This window comes from Arthrobacter luteolus NBRC 107841 (genome assembly GCF_001552075.1).
In the GTDB taxonomy this organism is placed as follows: domain Bacteria; phylum Actinomycetota; class Actinomycetes; order Actinomycetales; family Micrococcaceae; genus Arthrobacter_B; species Arthrobacter_B luteolus.
Genome location: NZ_BCQM01000011.1, coordinates 64,639 through 81,505 on the forward strand (window position 1 = coordinate 64,639; position 16,867 = coordinate 81,505).

The following is a 16,867-nucleotide window of genomic DNA, read 5'->3' on the forward strand; positions in this document are numbered from 1 at the left end:
CCGCGGCCGGGCCGGAGGCCTTTCCCCTGGGGCTGCCCCTGCCGGGCAGGCTGCAACAATGGGGCGCATGGCATTGCACCGATATCCTGTCCGCCGTCTGGAGGAGGACCCCGGCCATCAGCTGGAGCGCGGTCTCTGGCCGGCGGTGCTGCCTGCGGTTACCCAGGTTCTGGACCGGGGACTTGACCTGGGTCCGGCGACCATCCTGGTGGGTGAAAACGGATCAGGGAAGTCAACGCTCGTGGAAGCCGCGGCTCTGGCCTACGGGCTGTCCGCCGAGGGTGGATCAACGGGGGCGCGGCACACAACCCGGGCCACGGAATCCATTCTGGCCGATCACCTGAGGGTGGTCAGGAACGCGGGAGCCACCCGCCGCGGGTACTTCCTGAGGGCTGAAACGATGCACGGCTTCTTTACCTATCTGGAGGAGAATCCGAGGGGCGGCCTGCCGGATATCCGCTTCCACGAGATGTCCCACGGAGAGTCGTTCCTGGCCCTCACCGCAGACCGGTTCCGGGGCCGCGGGCTGTGGGTGCTGGATGAACCCGAGTCAGCGCTGTCCTTCTCCGGCTGCCTCAGCCTGGTCTCAGTGTTGAAGGGCCTGCTGGCCGACGGCAGATCGCAGATCATCATGTCCACCCACTCGCCCCTGCTCGCTGCGCTGCCCGGTGCGGAGATCCTGGAGCTGGGACCCTGGGGGCTGCGGCGCCGGGCGTGGGAGGACCTCGATCTGGTGAGCAGCTGGCGCTCGTTCCTCGGCTCACCGGAGAGGTTTCTGCGCCACCTTTAGGTGCGGAAACCGTGACTTCCTCACCGCCGGGTAGTTGGATGTGCAGAGACGGCTGTTGATCAGGAGCGCACCGCACCCTGCGGCCGTTCAGGAGGAGGGCCAATGGGACGGGTCAGCGGGAAAACTGCCATTGTCAGCGGCGGAGCACGGGGAATCGGGGCAGCTGTGGTCCGCCGTCTCGCCGATGAGGGAGCGCAGGTGGTGATCGGAGACGTGCTCGACGGCGAAGGCCGCGCCCTGGCGGAGGCCATCGGTGCAAACGCTGCCTTTGTGCACCTGGACGTCACAAATCCCCAGGACTGGTCCGGGGCCGTCCGGCAGGCCGGGGAACAGTTCGGCGGGCTGGACGTGCTGGTCAACAATGCCGGGATCGCGGATTTTGGCAGCATCGAGGATTACACGCTGGAGCAGTGGAACACCATCATCGCCGTGAATCTCACCGGGGTTTTCCTGGGCATCAAGGCCGTCATCGAACCGATGAAGCGGTCGGCGGGTGCCTCCATCATCAACATCTCCTCCACCGCGGGCCTGCAGGGCTATTCGAACCTTCCCGGCTACACGGCAGCCAAATACGGTGTCCGTGGACTGACAAAGTCCGTCGCGATTGATCTTGGCCCGGCCGGAATCCGGGTCAACTCGGTGCACCCGGGCGCCATCCGGACACCCATGACCGCGGGAATGGACGCTGGACAGGACCACGTGGCGCTGCACCGGATGGGTGAACCGGAGGAGATTGCGAACCTGGTCCTGTTCCTGGCCAGCGGCGAGTCCAGCTTTTCCACGGGCGCCGAATTCGTGGCCGACGGCGGGGAAACCGCCGGTCTGGCCCGTTACGAAGTGGCGGAGCTGAGTTCGGAGCCCGGCCGGGCGCCGTCGGCTCCGAGCGCACCGTCAGCTCCTGCTGCACCGCCGGATCTTCCGGAACCGCAGATGTGACTGCGGCGCCGGTTTTTCACTGCGGACAGGTTAGGCGTCCTGCCGTTCGAGGGCGCCGGCGGGAGATTCCTTCGGCTCGGTGAATACGATGTAGCGGTAGGCGAAGTAACGGAAGACGTTGCCAAGCAGTACGCCGATGATGTTGCCGGAAACGTTGTCTGCGAACTGGCTGTCGAAGCCGAGGAGATAGTGGGAAACGAACAGGCAGCCGGCGGCAATCGCCAGGCCGACGAGGTTCGTGAGGGCGAACAGGACGGTCTCGGACCTAACGCTCCGGCCGCGGGTGCGCCGGAACGTCAGGTAGCGGCTGCCCAGCCAGGAAATAGTCGTGGCTACGGCTACCGAGACAACCTTGGCGGTGATCGGGCTGTTATCCAGGACCGTGGCGGTTAGGAGGTTGAACAGCCCGATGTCCACGAGGAAGGCCACAGTGCCAACCAGGGAAAACGACCCCAGTCTCCGGAGGACTTTCCGGGCGGTCGAAATGCCGTTCATTCTGCTACCAGTTCTTTTCCCAGGACAATCCGCAAAGGGCTGCGCCGTGACCGGCCGCAGCCCGTGCTGTACGCCGTGGAACCACGAAACGGGGTTCACCTTGGATGCTTTCACATACGTCTGAAGCAGACAAAATCAGGCACCTTCCTCGTGGCGGCCGCGACAGCCGGGATCAGCCCGCTGCCGGCAAACGAACCGTGAACACGGTTCCGCGGCCTACCTCGCTTGTGACCGTAATCGTTCCCTGATGGGCCTCGACGATGTTCTTGCTGATAACAAGCCCCAAACCGACGCCGGGAATCGCTGCCTTGCGGCTGGTACCGGAGCGGAAGAACTTGGTGAAAACCTCGGTCTGCTCGGCGGCTGTCATACCAATGCCGGTATCGGCGACCTGGAAGTGCAGGCTGTCTCCGGTTGACCACGCGCTGACCGTGACCCGCCCGCCGTCGGGTGAGTATTTCACTGCGTTGGACAGCAGGTTGTCGATCACCTGCCCAATGCGCTGGGGGTCAAGGAAGGCCGGCAGCTGCGCGGGGAAATCGGAGATCAGTTTGACCCTGCTGATTTCTGCGCGGGGAGCCGCTGAGGTCATGGAGCTGCGGAGCAGATCGGCAAGATCCGAGGATTGCTGTTTGATGCTGCTGGGGCCGGCCGCGGCGGAGAGCAGGTCCGAGACCAGTTCGAGCAGCTTCTCGGAGTTGCGCAGCGCCACCTTCAATGAGGTGGCCACGTGGGCCGGAACGTCCTCTTCGTCCTCCAGCGCCAGATCCAGATAGCCCATGATCGAGGTCAGCGGGGTGCGGAGTTCGTGCGACACATTGGCGACGAAGTCCTCTTTGGCGGCGACAGCGTTTACCAGCCCGGTGACATCGCTGAAGGCGATCACGGAGCCCTGGAAACCGCCCTGCCGCTGCACGGACCGGGCGGTGACGCTGAAGGCCCGCTGCTGGTCGCCGCTTCCAAACCAGACGAGCTGATCGGAAAAGGACTGGCCCTGCACGGTGCGGCGCACCGGACGCAGCTCCGGAGGCAGGGACGTCACACGATCCGGACCGAAGATCAAGAGTTCACATTCGTTGGCCTGCGTGCTCCCTGCCGGCAGGGCACGGCGTTGGATGAACCGCTGACGCGAGTTGGTGAGAACGACGTTGCCTTCCTCATCAACCACGGAAACACCGACCTCCACCGTGTCCAGAACGGTTTGGAGCAGCGATTCCTTGCGCCTGCTTTCCGCCAGGCTTTCCTGCAGGATCCTGTCTTTCTCCTGCAGTGCCGCCTGCTTCTCAAGGACGTCCGCTTCTGCGCTGGCTCTTGCTGCTTCGGCTCGTTCGGCAGCGCGCAGGGCACCCACAAGCTCCCGCTCGTAGAGCCGGCGTTCGTGGGCGTTGAACACCACCACCCGGTCCAGTGCCGGCCGGCTCCCCTCGGCCTGCTGCCGGGTGGCGGAAAGCAGGGCCGGGAGGCGGGTCCCATCCGGGCCGAGGAAATCGACTGCAAGTTCAGCAAAGGACCGGCCGACGCCGAGCTGGGGGAGCGCATGGGTTGAGTAGACAATGCGGTCGCCCACCGGGAGCAGGGACAGCAGGCTTGCGCCGATCAGTTCCTCCCGCGGCCGGCCGATCCACGCCGCGAAAGTCTCGTTCGCTTCGGCGATGGTGCCGTCTTCGAGTGTGACGATATATCCCGACGGCGACCCGTGGAACAGGTCCCGGTAATCCAGTTCGAGTGCGGCCTGGGTCAGCTCCACTCCCCGGGATGGTTCCTTCACGCCGCTGGTATCCGTGCGAGGTAGGTGAGGATGGCGTCCGCTGTTTCCTCCGGTGCGCTGACGTGTGGGAGATGGCCCGTGGCTTTGAGGGTCATCAAGGTGCTGGCAGGAATGCGCTCCTGGGTGTAGACGCCGATATGCGGCGGGGCCAGCAGATCGGAAGAACACTGCAGGATCAGGGTGGGAACTTCCACCTTCGAGAGAAGGGGACGGACGTCGGACAGGAACGAGACTCGGGCAAAGTCCCGGGCGATTGCCGGATCCAGCCGGCAGAAGCTGCCTTCGAGCTCATTGTGGAGTTCGGGCTTTTCCGGGTTGCCCATGATCATGGGGGCCATGGCGGCAGCCCATACGATGTAATTCGTGTCGAGGGATGCGAGGAGTTCGTCGATGTCGGCTTCGGAAAAGCCACCGGTGTAGCCGTCTTCCGGGCGGTCCATATAGCTGGGGGATGACGCCAGGAGCACCAGATCCGAGAAATACTGCGGAGCGGCAGCCGCGGCGGCCACGGCCATCATGGCGCTGACGCTGTGGCCCACGAAGGTGGCATCCCGGAGGTCCAGCTCGGCGCAGATGTCCAGCAGGTCGCTGACGTACCCGTCCAGCGACGAGTATTTGGCGGAATCATAGGCGGTGAGGTCGGAGCCGCCGGAGCCCACATGGTCGAAGGTGACGACCCGGTACTGGCCGGTGAAGTAAGGAATGACCCGGCGCCACATCTCCTGGTCGCAGCCGAAACCGTGGCCGAAGATCACCACAGGCCCCGCTTCATTGCCTAGGATCCGGACATTGTTGCGGGACAGAACGTCTGTCGTCATGGGACGGCGGGCCTTTGTTCGGGTGCGTGGTAGATGGTGCTGGTGTGAACTCTACCGCCACCTCCGGGGTCGATCCGGGACCCGAATCCGCGCGGCACGCAACAACCGGATCCGCCATCCGTCCAGGGCTTCACTCCCCGTGTTCAGCGGGCAGCAAAACGCAGCTCGGCGGCGCCGCCGTTGAACTGTGTGGTGCCGATCAGGCTCATGGTGGCGGTGGGGGCAGTGACTGGCAGCAGCCGGCGTCCGGAGCCCAGAGCCACCGGCATGTAGGTGATCCACAATTCATCCAGCAGGCCGGCCTCAGCAAACTGGGCGGCGGTGTTGCCGCCGCCTACCACCCAGATGTTCCGGTCCTGGGCCAGTGCGGCAGCCTGGTCCAGGATGCCCTGCACCTCCCCGCGGACGAAGCGGACGCCGCTGCCGGGCGGCGGTTCAAGGTCCCGGTGCGTCAGCACCAGGCAGGGCAGGGCGCCGTAATCCCAGGTGTCCGGCTGTTCGGACCGGAGCCACGCATAGGTTTCCGCACCCATGATGATGGCCCCGACTCCGGACACAAACCTGTCGTAGTGCTCTTGGAAGGGCTCGAAGCCGAAAGTCAGGAGCCAATCCAGGTTGTTGTCCTCAGTGGCGATGAAGCCATCCAGTGATGAAGCGACGTAATAGATGACTTTTGCCATGCATCGAGAGTAACCGCCGGCGGTGTTCCGGGGTTAGACGGCGGCCTCTCCATGCAGCCGGAAGGCCCAATTCGGTGATATCTCCCGATGGCTCTTGTCTCAGCCGGGAAGGCAGGCACAACGTTTAGGTTAAGCGAATCCATAATTTCTCAGGAGGAACAATCGTGACTTCCCGGACCGCGCTCGTGACCGGAGCATCGTCTGGCATCGGTGAAGCCACCGCCAGGAAACTCCAGGGCCTGGGCTTCACCACCTACGGTGCGGCCCGCCGCACGGATCGGCTGAATCACCTCGCCGCAGACGGTATCCGTCCGCTGGCCATGGATGTCGCCGACGATGCCTCGATGCAGGCCGGCATGGATCAGATAATTTCCGGCACCGGACTAATCGACGTCCTGGTCAACGCCGCAGGCTACGGCTCCTATGGGGCCCTTGAGGAGGTAGCCATTGATGAAGGGCGGAGGCAGTTCGAGGTCAACGTTTTCGGGCCGGTGCGGTTGATTCAACTCGCGCTGCCGCACATGCGGGCCCAGCGCGCAGGCACAATAGTGAACATCACTTCGATGGGCGGGAAAATCTACACACCATTGGGCGGCTGGTACCACGGCACCAAGTTCGCCCTCGAAGCGCTCAGTGACTGCCTGCGCTTGGAGGTACAGCCCTTCGGCATCGATGTCGTCATTATTGAACCCGGTGGGATCGCCACCGAATGGGGCGGTATCGCGGCGGACCTGGTCGAAGAGACCTCAGGCAACGGACCGTACGCGCCCCAGGCCAAGGCCATCGCGAAGTCCCTGCGGTCAGAGGCGAACGAAGGCCGGAACTCCCCACCCTCCGTCGTCGCTGACGCGATTGGAACGGCGGTGACGACAGCTAGGCCAAAGACCCGTTACGCCGTCGGGTTCGGCGCAAAGCCGCTGATCACCGCCAGGGGCTTGCTCTCGGACCGCCAATTCGATGCACTCATCAGCCGCAGCGTAGGACTTCCCCGGAAACAGGAACAGGCAGAACGCCCGGCAGGGGAATGAGCCTGCCCTCACGGGTCCGCGGACACCCATGCAACGAAGCGACGCATTCCGAGGCCTGCTTGACGCCTCCCACCAGCGAACCGCAAAGTTAGGTATCACTAACCTAACTTTGGGACCGGCGCTCCGTGCTGGCCCAGCCGTCCCGGGGAGAACCATGGTCCTGCTGTCCGAAGAACTTAAGAGCCACACGGCCGTTGCCCACACCCAGGCAGAGGAGGCCAGCTTCGTGAAGGAGCTGATGGCCGGAAACATGGATCAGGGTGAGGTTGGCAACCTGCTGGCCCAGAGTCTGGTCATCTACCGGGCACTGGAATCCGCGCTGGCCCGGTTTGCCGGCCACCCCCAGCTGGGACCCTTTGTTGACGCCCGCCTGGAGCGGGTTCCGGCCCTGGAACGGGATATGGACTTCCACTTTGGGCCGGATTGGGAAGAGCAGCTCGCTGATGGCCGCATTCACATCGTGCCCGCGGCCAAGGCGTATGCGGACAGGCTCGGCGAGCAGTCCGAGGATGCCGTGGAATTCCTGCTGGCTCACCACTATGTGCGGTACCTGGGGGACCTCTCGGGTGGGCAGATCATCCAGCGGCTTGTGCAGCGGCACTACGGCACACCGGACGCCGGACTCAACTTCTATGCCTTCCCGCTCATTGAAAAGCCGAAAGTCTACAAGGACCAGTACCGGGCGCGGCTGGACACCACTGATTTCTCACGTCCGCAGAAGGACCGGATCCTGCACCATGCGGCAGAATCGTTTGAAATGAACCGGAGTGTTTTCCTGGACCTGGCCGACTACCGGGAGAGCAGGCTTCCCGCCGCCGTGTAATCCGCCCGCGGCGGGCGGTTCCAGACCCCGGGCCCCGGTCTTCGGCCGCACTCCTCACATTAGATGCAAAAGCATGTAATGTGGAGGGACAGCTGAAGCAGGGAAAGGGTTGGTAGAGATATGAGCAACGTCGAAACGGCTCCGGTGGAAGTTGAGTGCGCCTCCGCACCCGCCGCTTCCACCGTCGAAATCCACGTTCCCCGCGACGTCCCGCTCGGCGGCCCCCGGGCCATGCCCGTCCGCCGCACCCTGCCGCAGCGCAGCCGCAGCCTGATCGGTGCCTGGTGCTTCGTGGACCACTACGGCCCCGACGTCGTCGCCCGGACCGGCGGTATGGTGGTCCCGCCGCATCCGCATACCGGGCTGCAGACCGTCAGCTGGCTTTTCACCGGCGAAATTGAACACCGCGACAGTACCGGGGCCCATGCCATGGTGCGGCCGGGGGAACTGAACCTCATGACCGCCGGCCGCGGCATTGCACATTCTGAGGTCTCGCCGCCGGAGGTCAGCATCCTCCACGGCGTTCAGCTCTGGCTGGCGCTGCCGGAGTCGGCGCGCGGCACCGAGCCGCGCTTCGACCACTATGTTCCGGATGCCGTCCGCGGCCCGGGCTGGGAACTGCGTGTTTTCCTCGGCAGCCTCGCCGGCTCGGAATCCCCGGTGGAGACGCATTCTCCGATCCTGGGCGCGGAACTGCTGCTGGACGCCGGTACCACGGTGGAGCTCGACGCCGATCCGCGGTTTGAATACGGCCTGCTCGCCGACTCGGGTGCACTGGAGTTCCAAGGGGCCGCCGTCGCCCCGTCCGAGTTGGCCTACCTGCCCCCCGGTGCCGAGACCCTGCGGATCAGCGCGCCAGCGGACGCGCCGGCCCGGGTGGTGCTCATCGGGGGTGAGCCCCTGGGAGAGACCATCGTGATGTGGTGGAACTTCATTGGCCGCAGCCATGAGGAAATCGTCCAGTACCGCCGCGACTGGCAGCAGCACATCGGCGCGGAAACCCACCCGGGCGCCGAGCCCGGCAGCCGGTTCGCCGCCGTCCCCAATGACCTGCGGCCCCCGCTCCCGGCGCCCGCCCTGCCCAACGCCCGGCTCCGGCCGCGCCGCTAATCCGAAAGGCCAACGAGGAATGCAGATCCAGGACAATCCGGCGCAGCTGCGCTATGAAGTGCTCGACGACGGCGGGACGGTCGCCGGATTCGCCGCCTACCGCAACCGGCCCGGCCGCCGCATCTTCGTGCACACGGAGGTAGCCGATGCCTATGCCGGCCAGGGAGTTGCCGGCCAGCTGGCCCGCTACGCCGTCGAGCACGTCCGCGACGCGGGCCTGCGGCTGGTGCCGCACTGCCCCTATATCGCGGGCTGGCTGAAACGGCATCCGGAATATGAGGGTTTTGTGGACTGGCCGGAAACGAAGCCTTCCGTGGAGGAGCAGGTGGAGCAGGCATGAGCAGCGACCGGGTGTTTATCGACAAGCAGAACCGGCCGGTCTACCAGGCACTGGCCGCCACCGCGGCGGCGGTCCGGGCCGCGGCGCTGGACGCCGGCCTGGACCGGATTGTGATGGAACTGGTCAACCTGCGGGTCTCGCAGCTTAACGGCTGCGCCTACTGCCTGGACCTGCACACCCGGCAGGCCCTGGAGGAAGGCGAGACGCCGCAGCGCCTCTCGGTGCTGCCTGCCTGGCGGGACACCAGGCTCTTCACCGACACCGAGCGGGCGGCCCTGGGGCTGGCGGAGGCCCTGACGCTGCTGCCCGACGGCGAGCACCGCGAGGACATCTTTGCGGAATACCAGGCGCTGCTCAGCGCGGAGCATTTTTCCGTCCTCAGCTGGGCGGTCGTGACCATGAATGCCTTCAACCGGGTCTCCATCATCAGCGGGCATCCGGTCAAACCGCGCTGAGCACCGTCCTCAGCCGGCTGCTGTCCGGTTCCAGCTGTTGGGGCCGGAACCGGGCAGCAGCCTCCCGCTCGAGGACTGGGCCCTAGAAGGGGTACGGTGCGATTTCGGAGCGCATGGTCAGCCACTGCGTCTCCGTGAAGGCGTCAATGTTCGCGGATGCCCCGCCGAACCGGGACCCGGTGCCGGAGGCGCCCATCCCGCCGAACGGGGAATTGGCTTCGTCGGAAACCGTCTGCTCGTTGATGTGCACCTTGCCCGAGGCCACCCGGTCGGCCACTTCCATGGCCATCCCCACCTCGCCCAGCACACCGACGGAGAGCCCGTACTCGGAGGCATTCACCAGCTCCACCGCCTCGTCGATGCTGGCGAAGCCCAGCACAGGCGCCACCGGCCCGAAGATCTCCTCGGCCCAGGCGGGGTTGTCCGGGGTGAGCCCGGTGATGACTGTGGGGCGGTAGAAAAGGCCTTCGTAGGTTCCGCCGGCGGTGATCTGCGCGCCGGCGTCCTTGGCTGCCCGCACCAGCCGGTCGATGTTGTCGCGCTGGCGTTCGTCGATGATCGGCCCCATGGCCACGCGGCTGGTGCACGGGTCTCCGACCGGCAGGGCCCTCGCCTTGTCGGAAAGCTTGGCTACGTAGTCCTCGAGCAGGGACTCATGAACCAGGTGGCGTCCGGTGGACATGCAGATCTGGCCCTGGTGCATGAAGGAGCCGAAGGCACCGGCTGACGCGGCCAGGTCCAGGTCCGCCCCGGGCAGCACCACCAGGGCGTTGTTGCCGCCGAGTTCCAGGTGGGCGCGCTTGAGCAGGCGGCCTGCCGTTTCACCGACTTTGCGGCCGGCCGCCGTCGAACCGGTGAAGGAGATAACACGGACCTCCGGAGCCTCCACCAGCGCCTGCCCGACGTCGGCCCCGCCGGGGAGCAGCTGCAGCAGGCCGGCGGGGAGGCCGGCCAGTTCGAAGACACGCATGATGGCCACGCCGCCGGAGATGCTGGTGCGGGGGTCGGGTTTCAGCAGTACCGCGTTGCCGAGGGCAAGTGCCGGGGCCACCGACCGGATGGAGAGGATCAGCGGGAAGTTAAACGGGGAAATCACGGACACAACGCCGGCGGGCCGGCGCCGGGCGAAGGACCAGCGGTCCTCATTGCTGGTCAGCACGTCCCCGGCCGGGTGCGCCGGCAGGGCGGAGGCATCGAAGCACTCGTTGGCGGCGATATGGGTTTCCAGCTCGGCCTTCCCCTCGACCGCTCCGGTTTCCCGGATGATCCAGCCCTGGATCTCCTTGGCGTGGTCCTCGAACAGTGATCCCGCTCGGCGCAGGACGGCGGCACGCTCCTCCGGCCTGGTCTGGGCCCAGGTGCGCTGGGCGGCAGCGGCCCGGGTGGCTGCCGCGAGGGCATCAGAACGGTCCGCCGCACCGACGGAACCCAGGACGCGCCCGGTAGCGGGCTCAACGACGTCCAGGACACCGGCGGACCCGGCCGTCCAGGAATCGGTGTGGATCTTGCCGTGCCAGGTGGAAGTGGCGAGGAGGGTCATGGCTGCTCCTAAATGCAGATGCGGTGGAAAATACAGTTTGAGTCGGTGGCGGGTGGCGGGTCAGGCAGGGGCGGGTCAGGCAGGGGTGGAAGCGTCCTGGCCGCGGCCTGCGGCGCCGGGACCAGGCGGAGTTCCCGCCGGGTCCGCCGTCGTCGTCGTGGCTGCCGGACGCGTCACCCGCTTTTTGCGGCGTTGGACCAGGGTCGCAGCGGAGACCGCAATCAGGAGGGCCACGCCATTGAAGACATTGGTAACCCAGGTCTTGGCGCCCAGAATTACCAGTCCGTTGGCACCGACCGCAAGCAGGTATACACCTGTCACGGTGCCCCAGACGTTGAAGTAGCCGGCCCGGATGGCCGTGGCGCCCAGGAACGCGGCGGCGTAGGCCGGCAGCAGGAATTCCGGACCCAGGTCCGGCGTCGCATTGCCCGCGCGTGAGGCCTGCAGCGTGCCGGCCAGTCCGCCGAGCAGTCCGGCTCCAATGAAGGCGGCTGCCAGATAGCGCTTGGTCCGGACGCCTGAGAGCTCGGCGGCGTCGCGGCCCATGCCGGTAGCCCGCAGGTACCGCCCAAACGGCGTGCGTTCCAGAATGAACCAGAGGGCCAGCGCCGCGGCGAGGAAGTAGAACACCACAACCTGCAGGCCGCCGGGCAGGCGGATGCCGGTCAGGGCGGAGAACCCGTCGGAGGAGTGGGTGATCAGGGTGGAGTTGGTGAGCAGCAGGTTGAAACCGGCCAGGATGGTGGCCATGCCCAGGGTTGCGATGAAGGCGTTGACCCCGACGACGATGGTCATAAACGCGTTGACCGCGCCGATCAGCATCCCGAGGGCGAGTGTGGCCAGCAGGACCAGCGGCAGCGGCAGGCCGGCTCCGGCCAGGACGATTCCGGTGATGGTGCAGATGCCGAGGTTCGCGCCGACGGACAGGTCGAATTCGCCGGCGGCCAGTGGCAGGAGCACTGCCAGGGCCAGGATGCCAGGCACCGCCTGGTCGGCAAGGATTTGACGGAAGTTGCCTGAGGTCGCGAAAGTGTCTGGCATAAGCAGCGAGAAGACGGTGATCATCAGGACCAGGAAGACCACGATTCCGTAGTTCTTCATCAGGGCGCCGGGGTTGAAGCGGAGGTTCACTGTAGGGGCTCCTAGGTGGGATGTGGAGTGGTGGGGCGCGGGCTGGGGCTAGGCGGGGGCGCCGGTCTGGCAGGCCAGGGCGATGCCGTCTTCGGTGATCTCCGGGCCGGAGAGTTCCGTGGCGATCCGGCCGCGGTCCAGGACCAGGACCCGGTCGGCCAGCCCAACAAAGTCGTCGTAGTCGGTGCTGGCAACCAGGATGGCCACTCCGTCGTCGGCGAGTTCCTTGAGCAGCCGGCTGATTTCCTGCCTGGCCAGCGCGTCCACACCCTGGGACGGCTCGTCCAGCAGCAGCATCAGCGGGGAGCCGCTCGCAGCACGGGCCACCACCACCTTCTGCTGGTTGCCGCCGGAGAGGCTGCGGACCGGAGCGGCCAGTGACGCGGCCTTGACCAGATAGCGTCGGGAAAGATCCTCGGCGGCTGCCTTCTCCGCCGCCCGGTTCAGCACCGGCCCCCGGGTGTAACGGCCCAGGCGCCCGAGAGTCAGGTTCTCGCCGACCCCCAGGTCCAGGACGACGCCGTCGCGCCGCCGGTTCTGCGGAACGCAGGCCACTCCGGCGGTGATGGCGTCCGCGGCCGATCCCGGGGTGTACGGCTTGCCGGCCAGGACCATGGCTCCGGCGGCTGGCTGCTGGGCGCCGGCGATGAGCCGGACCAGTTCGCTGCGGCCGCAGCCGAGCAGCCCGGTGATGCCGACGATCTCGCCGGCGCGGACTGCCAGGTCGATGCCGTCCAGGCGGGGCCCGCTGAGGCCGCGGACTTCCAGCAGCACCGCCCCCTCCCTCCTCGGCGGGACGGATGGCTGGTGCCTCCAGCTCCCGGCCAATGACCAGCGAAACCACTGCGGCGGCGTCGCGCTCTCCCAGCGGTTCGTCCGCGACGAGCCGGCCGTCGCGCAGCACCGCCACGTTGTCCGCGATGCGCCGCACCTCTTCGATCCGGTGGCTGACGTAGACCGCGGTCCCGCCGTGGCTGCGCAGCATGTCGATCAGGGCCAGTACCCGGTCCGCTTCATGGGCGGGCAGCGAAGCGGTGGGCTCGTCCAGGATGAGGATATTGCGGCGGAGGGCATCAACGTCGGCGGGGATGCTGTCGCTGGGGCTGCCGGCGCCGCCTCCGCTGCCGGAACGGTCCTGGAAGGCCCGGGCAATGCCCACCATGGTGCGGGTGGAAGGAGAGAGGTCCCCAACCAGGCGGCCGGGATGTTCATTAATCCCCAGCAGTTCCAAGGTGGCTGCGACGTTGGCGTGCTCTTTGCGGAGCCGGACCGGAGAGAAGCTGCTGCGGGCGAAGAACCCGTCGGAGAGGGCGAAGTTATCCGCGATCGTCAGCGCGTCCACAAGGCCCAGGTCCTGGTGCAGGAACCGCAGGCCGGCTGTGTGCGCGGCCGCGGGAGTAAGCGGCAGGGGCAGCGTTTGGCCCCGGACGGACAGTGTGCCGCCCGGATCCGGTGCGTAGACCCCGGCGAGGATCTTGATCAGGGTCGACTTTCCGGAACCGTTCATGCCCAGCAGAGCCGTCACGGCGCCGGCCTGGATGTCGAGGCTGACCTCGTCCAGGGCCCGTTGTCCGGTGAAAGTCTTACTGATGCCGCGGATGCTCAGGGCGGCGGTGTGCTCCATGGGGATGCTCCTGAAGGTGGGAGTGCGGGAATGCCGGCAAAACCAGGGGTGCGGCCGGCCCGGAGTCCGGGCCGGCCGCGTGGGTTCCGTGGGTCTAGCCCGCGTTCTCCCACAGAGCCGTGAAGGCTGACTTCCAATCGGAGTCGCCCATCCACGGCAGCTCGGGCAGGGTCTCTTCCAGCACCATGCGCTTCGGCATCTCGATCACCTGGTGCCCGCTGGCCCCGTTGGCAAAGAGCTTGTTCATTTCGTGGACTGAGAGGTAGCCGGTGTGCTCCATCGGCTTGATGACGTCGGCGAACTGGCTCTTGCCGTCCTTGATCAGGTCCAGGTTGGCGGAGTTGCCGTCGTAGGACACCATCTTGATCGTGTCGCCGTTGGCGCTGCGCGCCACGGTGGCCTGGCTGGAAACCACTGCGGCACCGGTGTGCGTCCAGATGTAGTTGATGTCCGGGTTGGCGGTCAGCGTGGCCTGGATCTGCGGCGGCAGTCCGGACTGCAGCTGGGACATCTGCGTTTCAAGGGTTTCGACGATCTCGCACTCGGAGCAGAGCTCGGGCAGCCACTTGGTGAACGCCTCGGTGCGGGCCGTGATGGAAGGGAATGCCGGGTCAGTGGTGACCAGGATCTTCGCCGTTCCGCCGCTGTCCTGCGCGATGGCGGCGGCCATCATCTTGCCGGAGACGTCCTCGTCCGGCACAACCTCCACGTCGAAGCGGTCATCGGCGGGGGACATACTGTTGACCAGGAAGATGCCGGCGTCGCGGGCCTGCTGCAGCGAAGCGTCGATCTGGTCGGCGACGGCCGCGGTGAAGATGATGCCGTCGGCGCCGAGCTGGATGGCCTGGTCGATGGCCTGGCGGGCCTTTTCCGGGTTTCCGCCCGGATCGATCATGCGGGTTTCCCAGCCGAGGGACGCAGCAGCTTCCATAGCTGCGTCGGCGCCGCGGGCACAGGCTTCGGAGGCGTAGGTGCAGGGGATGACGACGACGCTCTTACCTTCGGCGATGGCCGGTGACTCCGTGGGGACCTCTTCTTCGAGGGGCTTCTGGAAGTCGGTGAGCATGGCCTCGAGGGCCGCGGTATCAACGGAGGCGGAACCGGTTTCGGCTGCGGCCGGCGCGGCGTCAGTCTCGCCGGAACCTCCGCAGGCGGCGAGTGAGAGTGCCAGCGCCGGGACGGCGAGCAGCCCAAGCAGGTAGCGGGGAGTGGTTTTCATGGGTCCGGAGCCTTTCGGAATGACACTGGATGTGATGTAGCTCCCACTGTCTCCGGGGTGTCTGCTCCGGCTGTAGGGGCTGTCCTGATCAGGCAAGGCGATGTCCGGATCCGGCAACGTAGTGCCGGGCGCTGGTGGGGTGGTGGCGCGGCGCCTGGGCGAGGCGCACTGCGATGACGGGGCCCGATCTCGCGGCGTTGCCCGTGCCGGGCCCGGGAGTGGGGTCTTCAGTGCGCAGGTGTGGTGACTTGGTGGGGTTTATCCCGCCAGAGCTGCACGCCCGCCCCCGCGCTGGCCCCTCGAGAGCGCTAAAGGCCGGTCAAGGCTCCGCGGGCGTCCCGGGGAGAGCAGCCGAAGTGCTGCCGGAAGGCACGCGAGAAGTGTGCGGCGGAAACGAATCCCACCGAGGCGGCTACGTCCGCGATCGGGGTGGCAGCGTGTGCCGGATCGGCCAGCAGTTCCTGGGCGCGGGCCAGCCGGCTCTCCAGCACGTACTTGGCCGGGCTGGTGCCGGCCTCCGCGAAGACCCGGGTCAGATGCCGTTCACTGATACCCACCGCCCGGGCAACCCGGGCCAGGGACAGGTCCGGGCGGCCCAGATGCGCGCGGATGTAGTCACGGGCAGCGGCAAGATAGGCGAGGGAAGGAGAAGCTCCCGGCTCGCCGGTGATGATCGAGAACATTTCCAGCACGCTCTGCTCCAGCTCATCGGTGTCCGCGACTGGATCCCGGAAGGCCGCCAGTGCCGCATTCGCGGTGGTCTTCGCATGGGTGGCAGCAGGTGATCCACTGATGCGGAGGACCCGGGGCCGGAAATAGTCCTCCCGGACGGACCGCTCGCGCAGCACCTCCCGCGGCACCTCGACGATCACCTGCCGCATGTCAGTGGAAAACCCGTACATAAAGGGACGGTTCGCGTCATAGACCACGGCTTCACCCGCCACCAGGGTCTCGCAGCCGGCATCGTGGTAGAAAAATGCCTTTCCCTCCAACAGCAGGCAGAGCATGACGGCGTCGACGGGGTTCCGGCGGATATTCTCCGGTGCGCGTTCAATCACGTGGTCGTTGCCGCTGATGTGCGTCAGCCGGATCCGGGGAAGTTCCAGGTTGGTCTGGGTGGCCAGCAGGCTGCGCTCCGAAAGGGTGCTGCAGCGCAGACCGAACAGTGCCAGTTCGTTGTATTCCTCCCAGAGGTCCAGCCGTGCGCCCAGCGGTGCCTGAGCGGTGGAAAAGCGGCTGGTCCGGCCGGTGTCCAGGCGGGAGGCGCCGGAGGGCCCGGAATCCTTCTTGGGACTGGGCATCGGCACGGCGGGACCTCCAGCGGGCATCATTGTCACGGGACCGGGCAGTACCCACAGGCTACGCGACTGTGGCGTAGGCCACTGCATATGACGCACTTTTATGGCGGGCGGGGTAATTCCGTCCGCACCGGCAGCATGCAATAGTGGGGGATCCGTAAGCATGCTGATTACAGGAGGCCTCCATGGCAGAACGGCTTGTTGCTGACCTGATCGTCGAACGGCTCCAGGCCTGGGGGGTGCAGCGGATTTTTGGTTACAGCGGAGACGGCATCAATACCGTCCTCGGGGCTCTCCGCCGCTCCGGAACACCCCGCTTCGTGCAGGCCCGGCATGAGGAAAATGCGGCGTTTATGGCCGTGGGACATGCTAAGTACACCGGTGAAGTCGGTGTGATGCTCTCCACCCAGGGACCCGGCGCCGTGCATCTGCTCAATGGCTTGTACGACGCAAAGCTGGACAGTGTCCCGGTGGTCGCCATCATCGGCCAGCAGTCCCGCACGGTGCTGGGCTCGGCTTACATGCAGGAAATCGACCTGCTGAACCTCACCCGGGATGTCGCCTCCTCCTTCCGGCAGCAGGTCAACAGTCCCGAGCAGCTGCCGCTGGTGCTGGACCGCGCGTTCAAGGCCGCGCTCACCGACCGGGCGCCCGCCGTCGTGATTATTCCGCACGATATCCAGCAGGCCCCGGCGCCTGCACTGGAGCAGGAGCACGGGATCGTGGTCAGCTCCCCGGTGTGGAGCCCGCCGCAGCTGGTCCCCGCACATGCCGGCCTGGAAGCTGCTGCGGCACTGATCAACGACGGCGGC

17 protein-coding genes and 1 pseudogene are annotated in these 16,867 nt (G+C 66.4%); 8 read left to right on the top strand and 10 right to left on the bottom strand.

Annotated elements, in window-relative coordinates; all coding sequences use genetic code 11:
* Window positions 1-67 precede the first annotated feature (67 nt).
* Together AL3_RS15660 and AL3_RS15665 are read left to right on the top strand one after the other, a co-directional pair.
* Window positions 68-790: an AAA family ATPase gene (locus AL3_RS15660; RefSeq protein WP_066302821.1), complete on the top strand. Its 723-nt coding sequence runs from the start codon at window positions 68-70 to the stop codon at window positions 788-790.
* A 102-nt stretch (window positions 791-892) separates the two neighbouring features.
* Window positions 893-1,726, top strand: coding sequence for an SDR family oxidoreductase (locus tag AL3_RS15665; RefSeq protein ID WP_083521817.1), 834 nt, complete (start codon window positions 893-895; stop codon window positions 1,724-1,726).
* Window positions 1,727-1,756: 30 nt separating this feature from the next.
* Here AL3_RS15665 and AL3_RS15670 read toward each other — a convergent pair whose 3' ends face one another.
* The 4 genes from AL3_RS15670 to AL3_RS15685 all read right to left on the bottom strand — a co-directional run bounded on the left by AL3_RS15670 (window position 1,757) and on the right by AL3_RS15685 (window position 5,487).
* Window positions 1,757-2,221 (bottom strand): GtrA family protein, encoded by a 465-nt coding sequence (locus tag AL3_RS15670; RefSeq protein WP_066302773.1) that lies wholly within the window; start codon window positions 2,219-2,221, stop codon window positions 1,757-1,759.
* 172 nt (window positions 2,222-2,393) lie between these two features.
* Window positions 2,394-3,989 (bottom strand): ATP-binding protein, encoded by a 1,596-nt coding sequence (locus tag AL3_RS15675; protein WP_083521818.1) that lies wholly within the window; start codon window positions 3,987-3,989, stop codon window positions 2,394-2,396.
* Window positions 3,986-4,807 (bottom strand): alpha/beta fold hydrolase, encoded by an 822-nt coding sequence (locus AL3_RS15680; RefSeq protein ID WP_066302777.1) that lies wholly within the window; start codon window positions 4,805-4,807, stop codon window positions 3,986-3,988. Before AL3_RS15680 ends, AL3_RS15675 begins: the two co-directional genes overlap by 4 nt.
* 143 nt (window positions 4,808-4,950) lie before the next feature.
* Complete coding sequence (locus tag AL3_RS15685; protein ID WP_066302779.1) at window positions 4,951-5,487, bottom strand: dihydrofolate reductase family protein; 537 nt, start codon at window positions 5,485-5,487, stop codon at window positions 4,951-4,953.
* Between the two features lie 164 nt (window positions 5,488-5,651).
* On the opposite strand from AL3_RS15685, the gene AL3_RS15690 reads away from it, so the two are divergent.
* The 5 genes from AL3_RS15690 (at window position 5,652) to AL3_RS15710 (ending at window position 9,243) form a co-directional block, all read left to right on the top strand.
* Window positions 5,652-6,515, top strand: coding sequence for an oxidoreductase (locus AL3_RS15690; protein WP_066302780.1), 864 nt, complete (start codon window positions 5,652-5,654; stop codon window positions 6,513-6,515).
* A 154-nt stretch (window positions 6,516-6,669) separates the two neighbouring features.
* Window positions 6,670-7,338, top strand: coding sequence for a biliverdin-producing heme oxygenase (locus AL3_RS15695; protein WP_066302781.1), 669 nt, complete (start codon window positions 6,670-6,672; stop codon window positions 7,336-7,338).
* 120 nt (window positions 7,339-7,458) lie between these two features.
* Complete coding sequence (locus AL3_RS15700) at window positions 7,459-8,448, top strand: pirin family protein (protein WP_066302782.1); 990 nt, start codon at window positions 7,459-7,461, stop codon at window positions 8,446-8,448.
* 19 nt (window positions 8,449-8,467) lie between these two features.
* A complete protein-coding gene (locus AL3_RS15705) occupies window positions 8,468-8,788 on the top strand; it encodes a GNAT family N-acetyltransferase (RefSeq protein ID WP_066302784.1) in 321 nt (106 codons plus the stop codon).
* Window positions 8,785-9,243: a carboxymuconolactone decarboxylase family protein gene (locus AL3_RS15710; protein ID WP_066302787.1), complete on the top strand. Its 459-nt coding sequence runs from the start codon at window positions 8,785-8,787 to the stop codon at window positions 9,241-9,243. The genes AL3_RS15705 and AL3_RS15710 overlap by 4 nt, the downstream gene beginning before the upstream one ends.
* Window positions 9,244-9,325: 82 nt before the next feature.
* Here the strand turns inward: AL3_RS15710 and AL3_RS15715 are convergent, their stop codons facing one another.
* From AL3_RS15715 to AL3_RS15740, 6 genes and pseudogenes are all read right to left on the bottom strand, one after another.
* Window positions 9,326-10,783 (bottom strand): benzaldehyde dehydrogenase, encoded by a 1,458-nt coding sequence (locus AL3_RS15715; protein ID WP_066302789.1) that lies wholly within the window; start codon window positions 10,781-10,783, stop codon window positions 9,326-9,328.
* Between the two features lie 75 nt (window positions 10,784-10,858).
* Entirely contained in the window at window positions 10,859-11,914 is a 1,056-nt protein-coding gene (locus tag AL3_RS15720; protein WP_066302790.1) for an ABC transporter permease, read from the bottom strand.
* A gap of 48 nt (window positions 11,915-11,962) precedes the next feature.
* Window positions 11,963-12,688 carry an ATP-binding cassette domain-containing protein gene (locus AL3_RS15725; protein WP_066302792.1) on the bottom strand — a complete coding sequence of 242 codons (726 nt, stop codon included), beginning with the start codon at window positions 12,686-12,688 and terminating at the stop codon, window positions 11,963-11,965.
* Between the two features lie 421 nt (window positions 12,689-13,109).
* Window positions 13,110-13,538, bottom strand: a pseudogene (locus AL3_RS19130) (ATP-binding cassette domain-containing protein); the annotation flags it as partial.
* 94 nt (window positions 13,539-13,632) lie between these two features.
* Window positions 13,633-14,757, bottom strand: coding sequence for a sugar ABC transporter substrate-binding protein (locus AL3_RS15735; protein ID WP_066302797.1), 1,125 nt, complete (start codon window positions 14,755-14,757; stop codon window positions 13,633-13,635).
* A 308-nt stretch (window positions 14,758-15,065) separates the two neighbouring features.
* A complete protein-coding gene (locus tag AL3_RS15740; RefSeq protein WP_066302800.1) occupies window positions 15,066-16,058 on the bottom strand; it encodes an AraC family transcriptional regulator in 993 nt (330 codons plus the stop codon).
* A 182-nt stretch (window positions 16,059-16,240) separates the two neighbouring features.
* Between AL3_RS15740 and AL3_RS15745 the strand changes: the two genes are divergently transcribed.
* The coding region (locus AL3_RS15745; protein WP_255220902.1) for a thiamine pyrophosphate-binding protein at window positions 16,241-16,867 on the top strand (627 nt) is incomplete at its 3' end.

Excerpts from the sequence above, each read along its gene's own strand:
- AL3_RS15715 (WP_066302789.1), bottom strand. The coding sequence starts at position 10,783 with ATGACCCTCCTCGCCACTTCCACCTGGCACGGCAAGATCCACACCGAT.
- AL3_RS15680 (WP_066302777.1), bottom strand. The coding sequence starts at position 4,807 with ATGACGACAGACGTTCTGTCCCGCAACAATGTCCGGATCCTAGGCAAT.
- AL3_RS15735 (WP_066302797.1), bottom strand. The coding sequence starts at position 14,757 with ATGAAAACCACTCCCCGCTACCTGCTTGGGCTGCTCGCCGTCCCGGCG.
- AL3_RS15695 (WP_066302781.1), top strand. The coding sequence starts at position 6,670 with ATGGTCCTGCTGTCCGAAGAACTTAAGAGCCACACGGCCGTTGCCCAC.
- AL3_RS15665 (WP_083521817.1), top strand. The coding sequence starts at position 893 with ATGGGACGGGTCAGCGGGAAAACTGCCATTGTCAGCGGCGGAGCACGG.
- AL3_RS15700 (WP_066302782.1), top strand. The coding sequence starts at position 7,459 with ATGAGCAACGTCGAAACGGCTCCGGTGGAAGTTGAGTGCGCCTCCGCA.
- AL3_RS15740 (WP_066302800.1), bottom strand. The coding sequence starts at position 16,058 with ATGCCCAGTCCCAAGAAGGATTCCGGGCCCTCCGGCGCCTCCCGCCTG.
- AL3_RS15710 (WP_066302787.1), top strand. The coding sequence starts at position 8,785 with ATGAGCAGCGACCGGGTGTTTATCGACAAGCAGAACCGGCCGGTCTAC.
- AL3_RS15670 (WP_066302773.1), bottom strand. The coding sequence starts at position 2,221 with ATGAACGGCATTTCGACCGCCCGGAAAGTCCTCCGGAGACTGGGGTCG.
- AL3_RS15705 (WP_066302784.1), top strand. The coding sequence starts at position 8,468 with ATGCAGATCCAGGACAATCCGGCGCAGCTGCGCTATGAAGTGCTCGAC.
- AL3_RS15660 (WP_066302821.1), top strand. The coding sequence starts at position 68 with ATGGCATTGCACCGATATCCTGTCCGCCGTCTGGAGGAGGACCCCGGC.
- AL3_RS15685 (WP_066302779.1), bottom strand. The coding sequence starts at position 5,487 with ATGGCAAAAGTCATCTATTACGTCGCTTCATCACTGGATGGCTTCATC.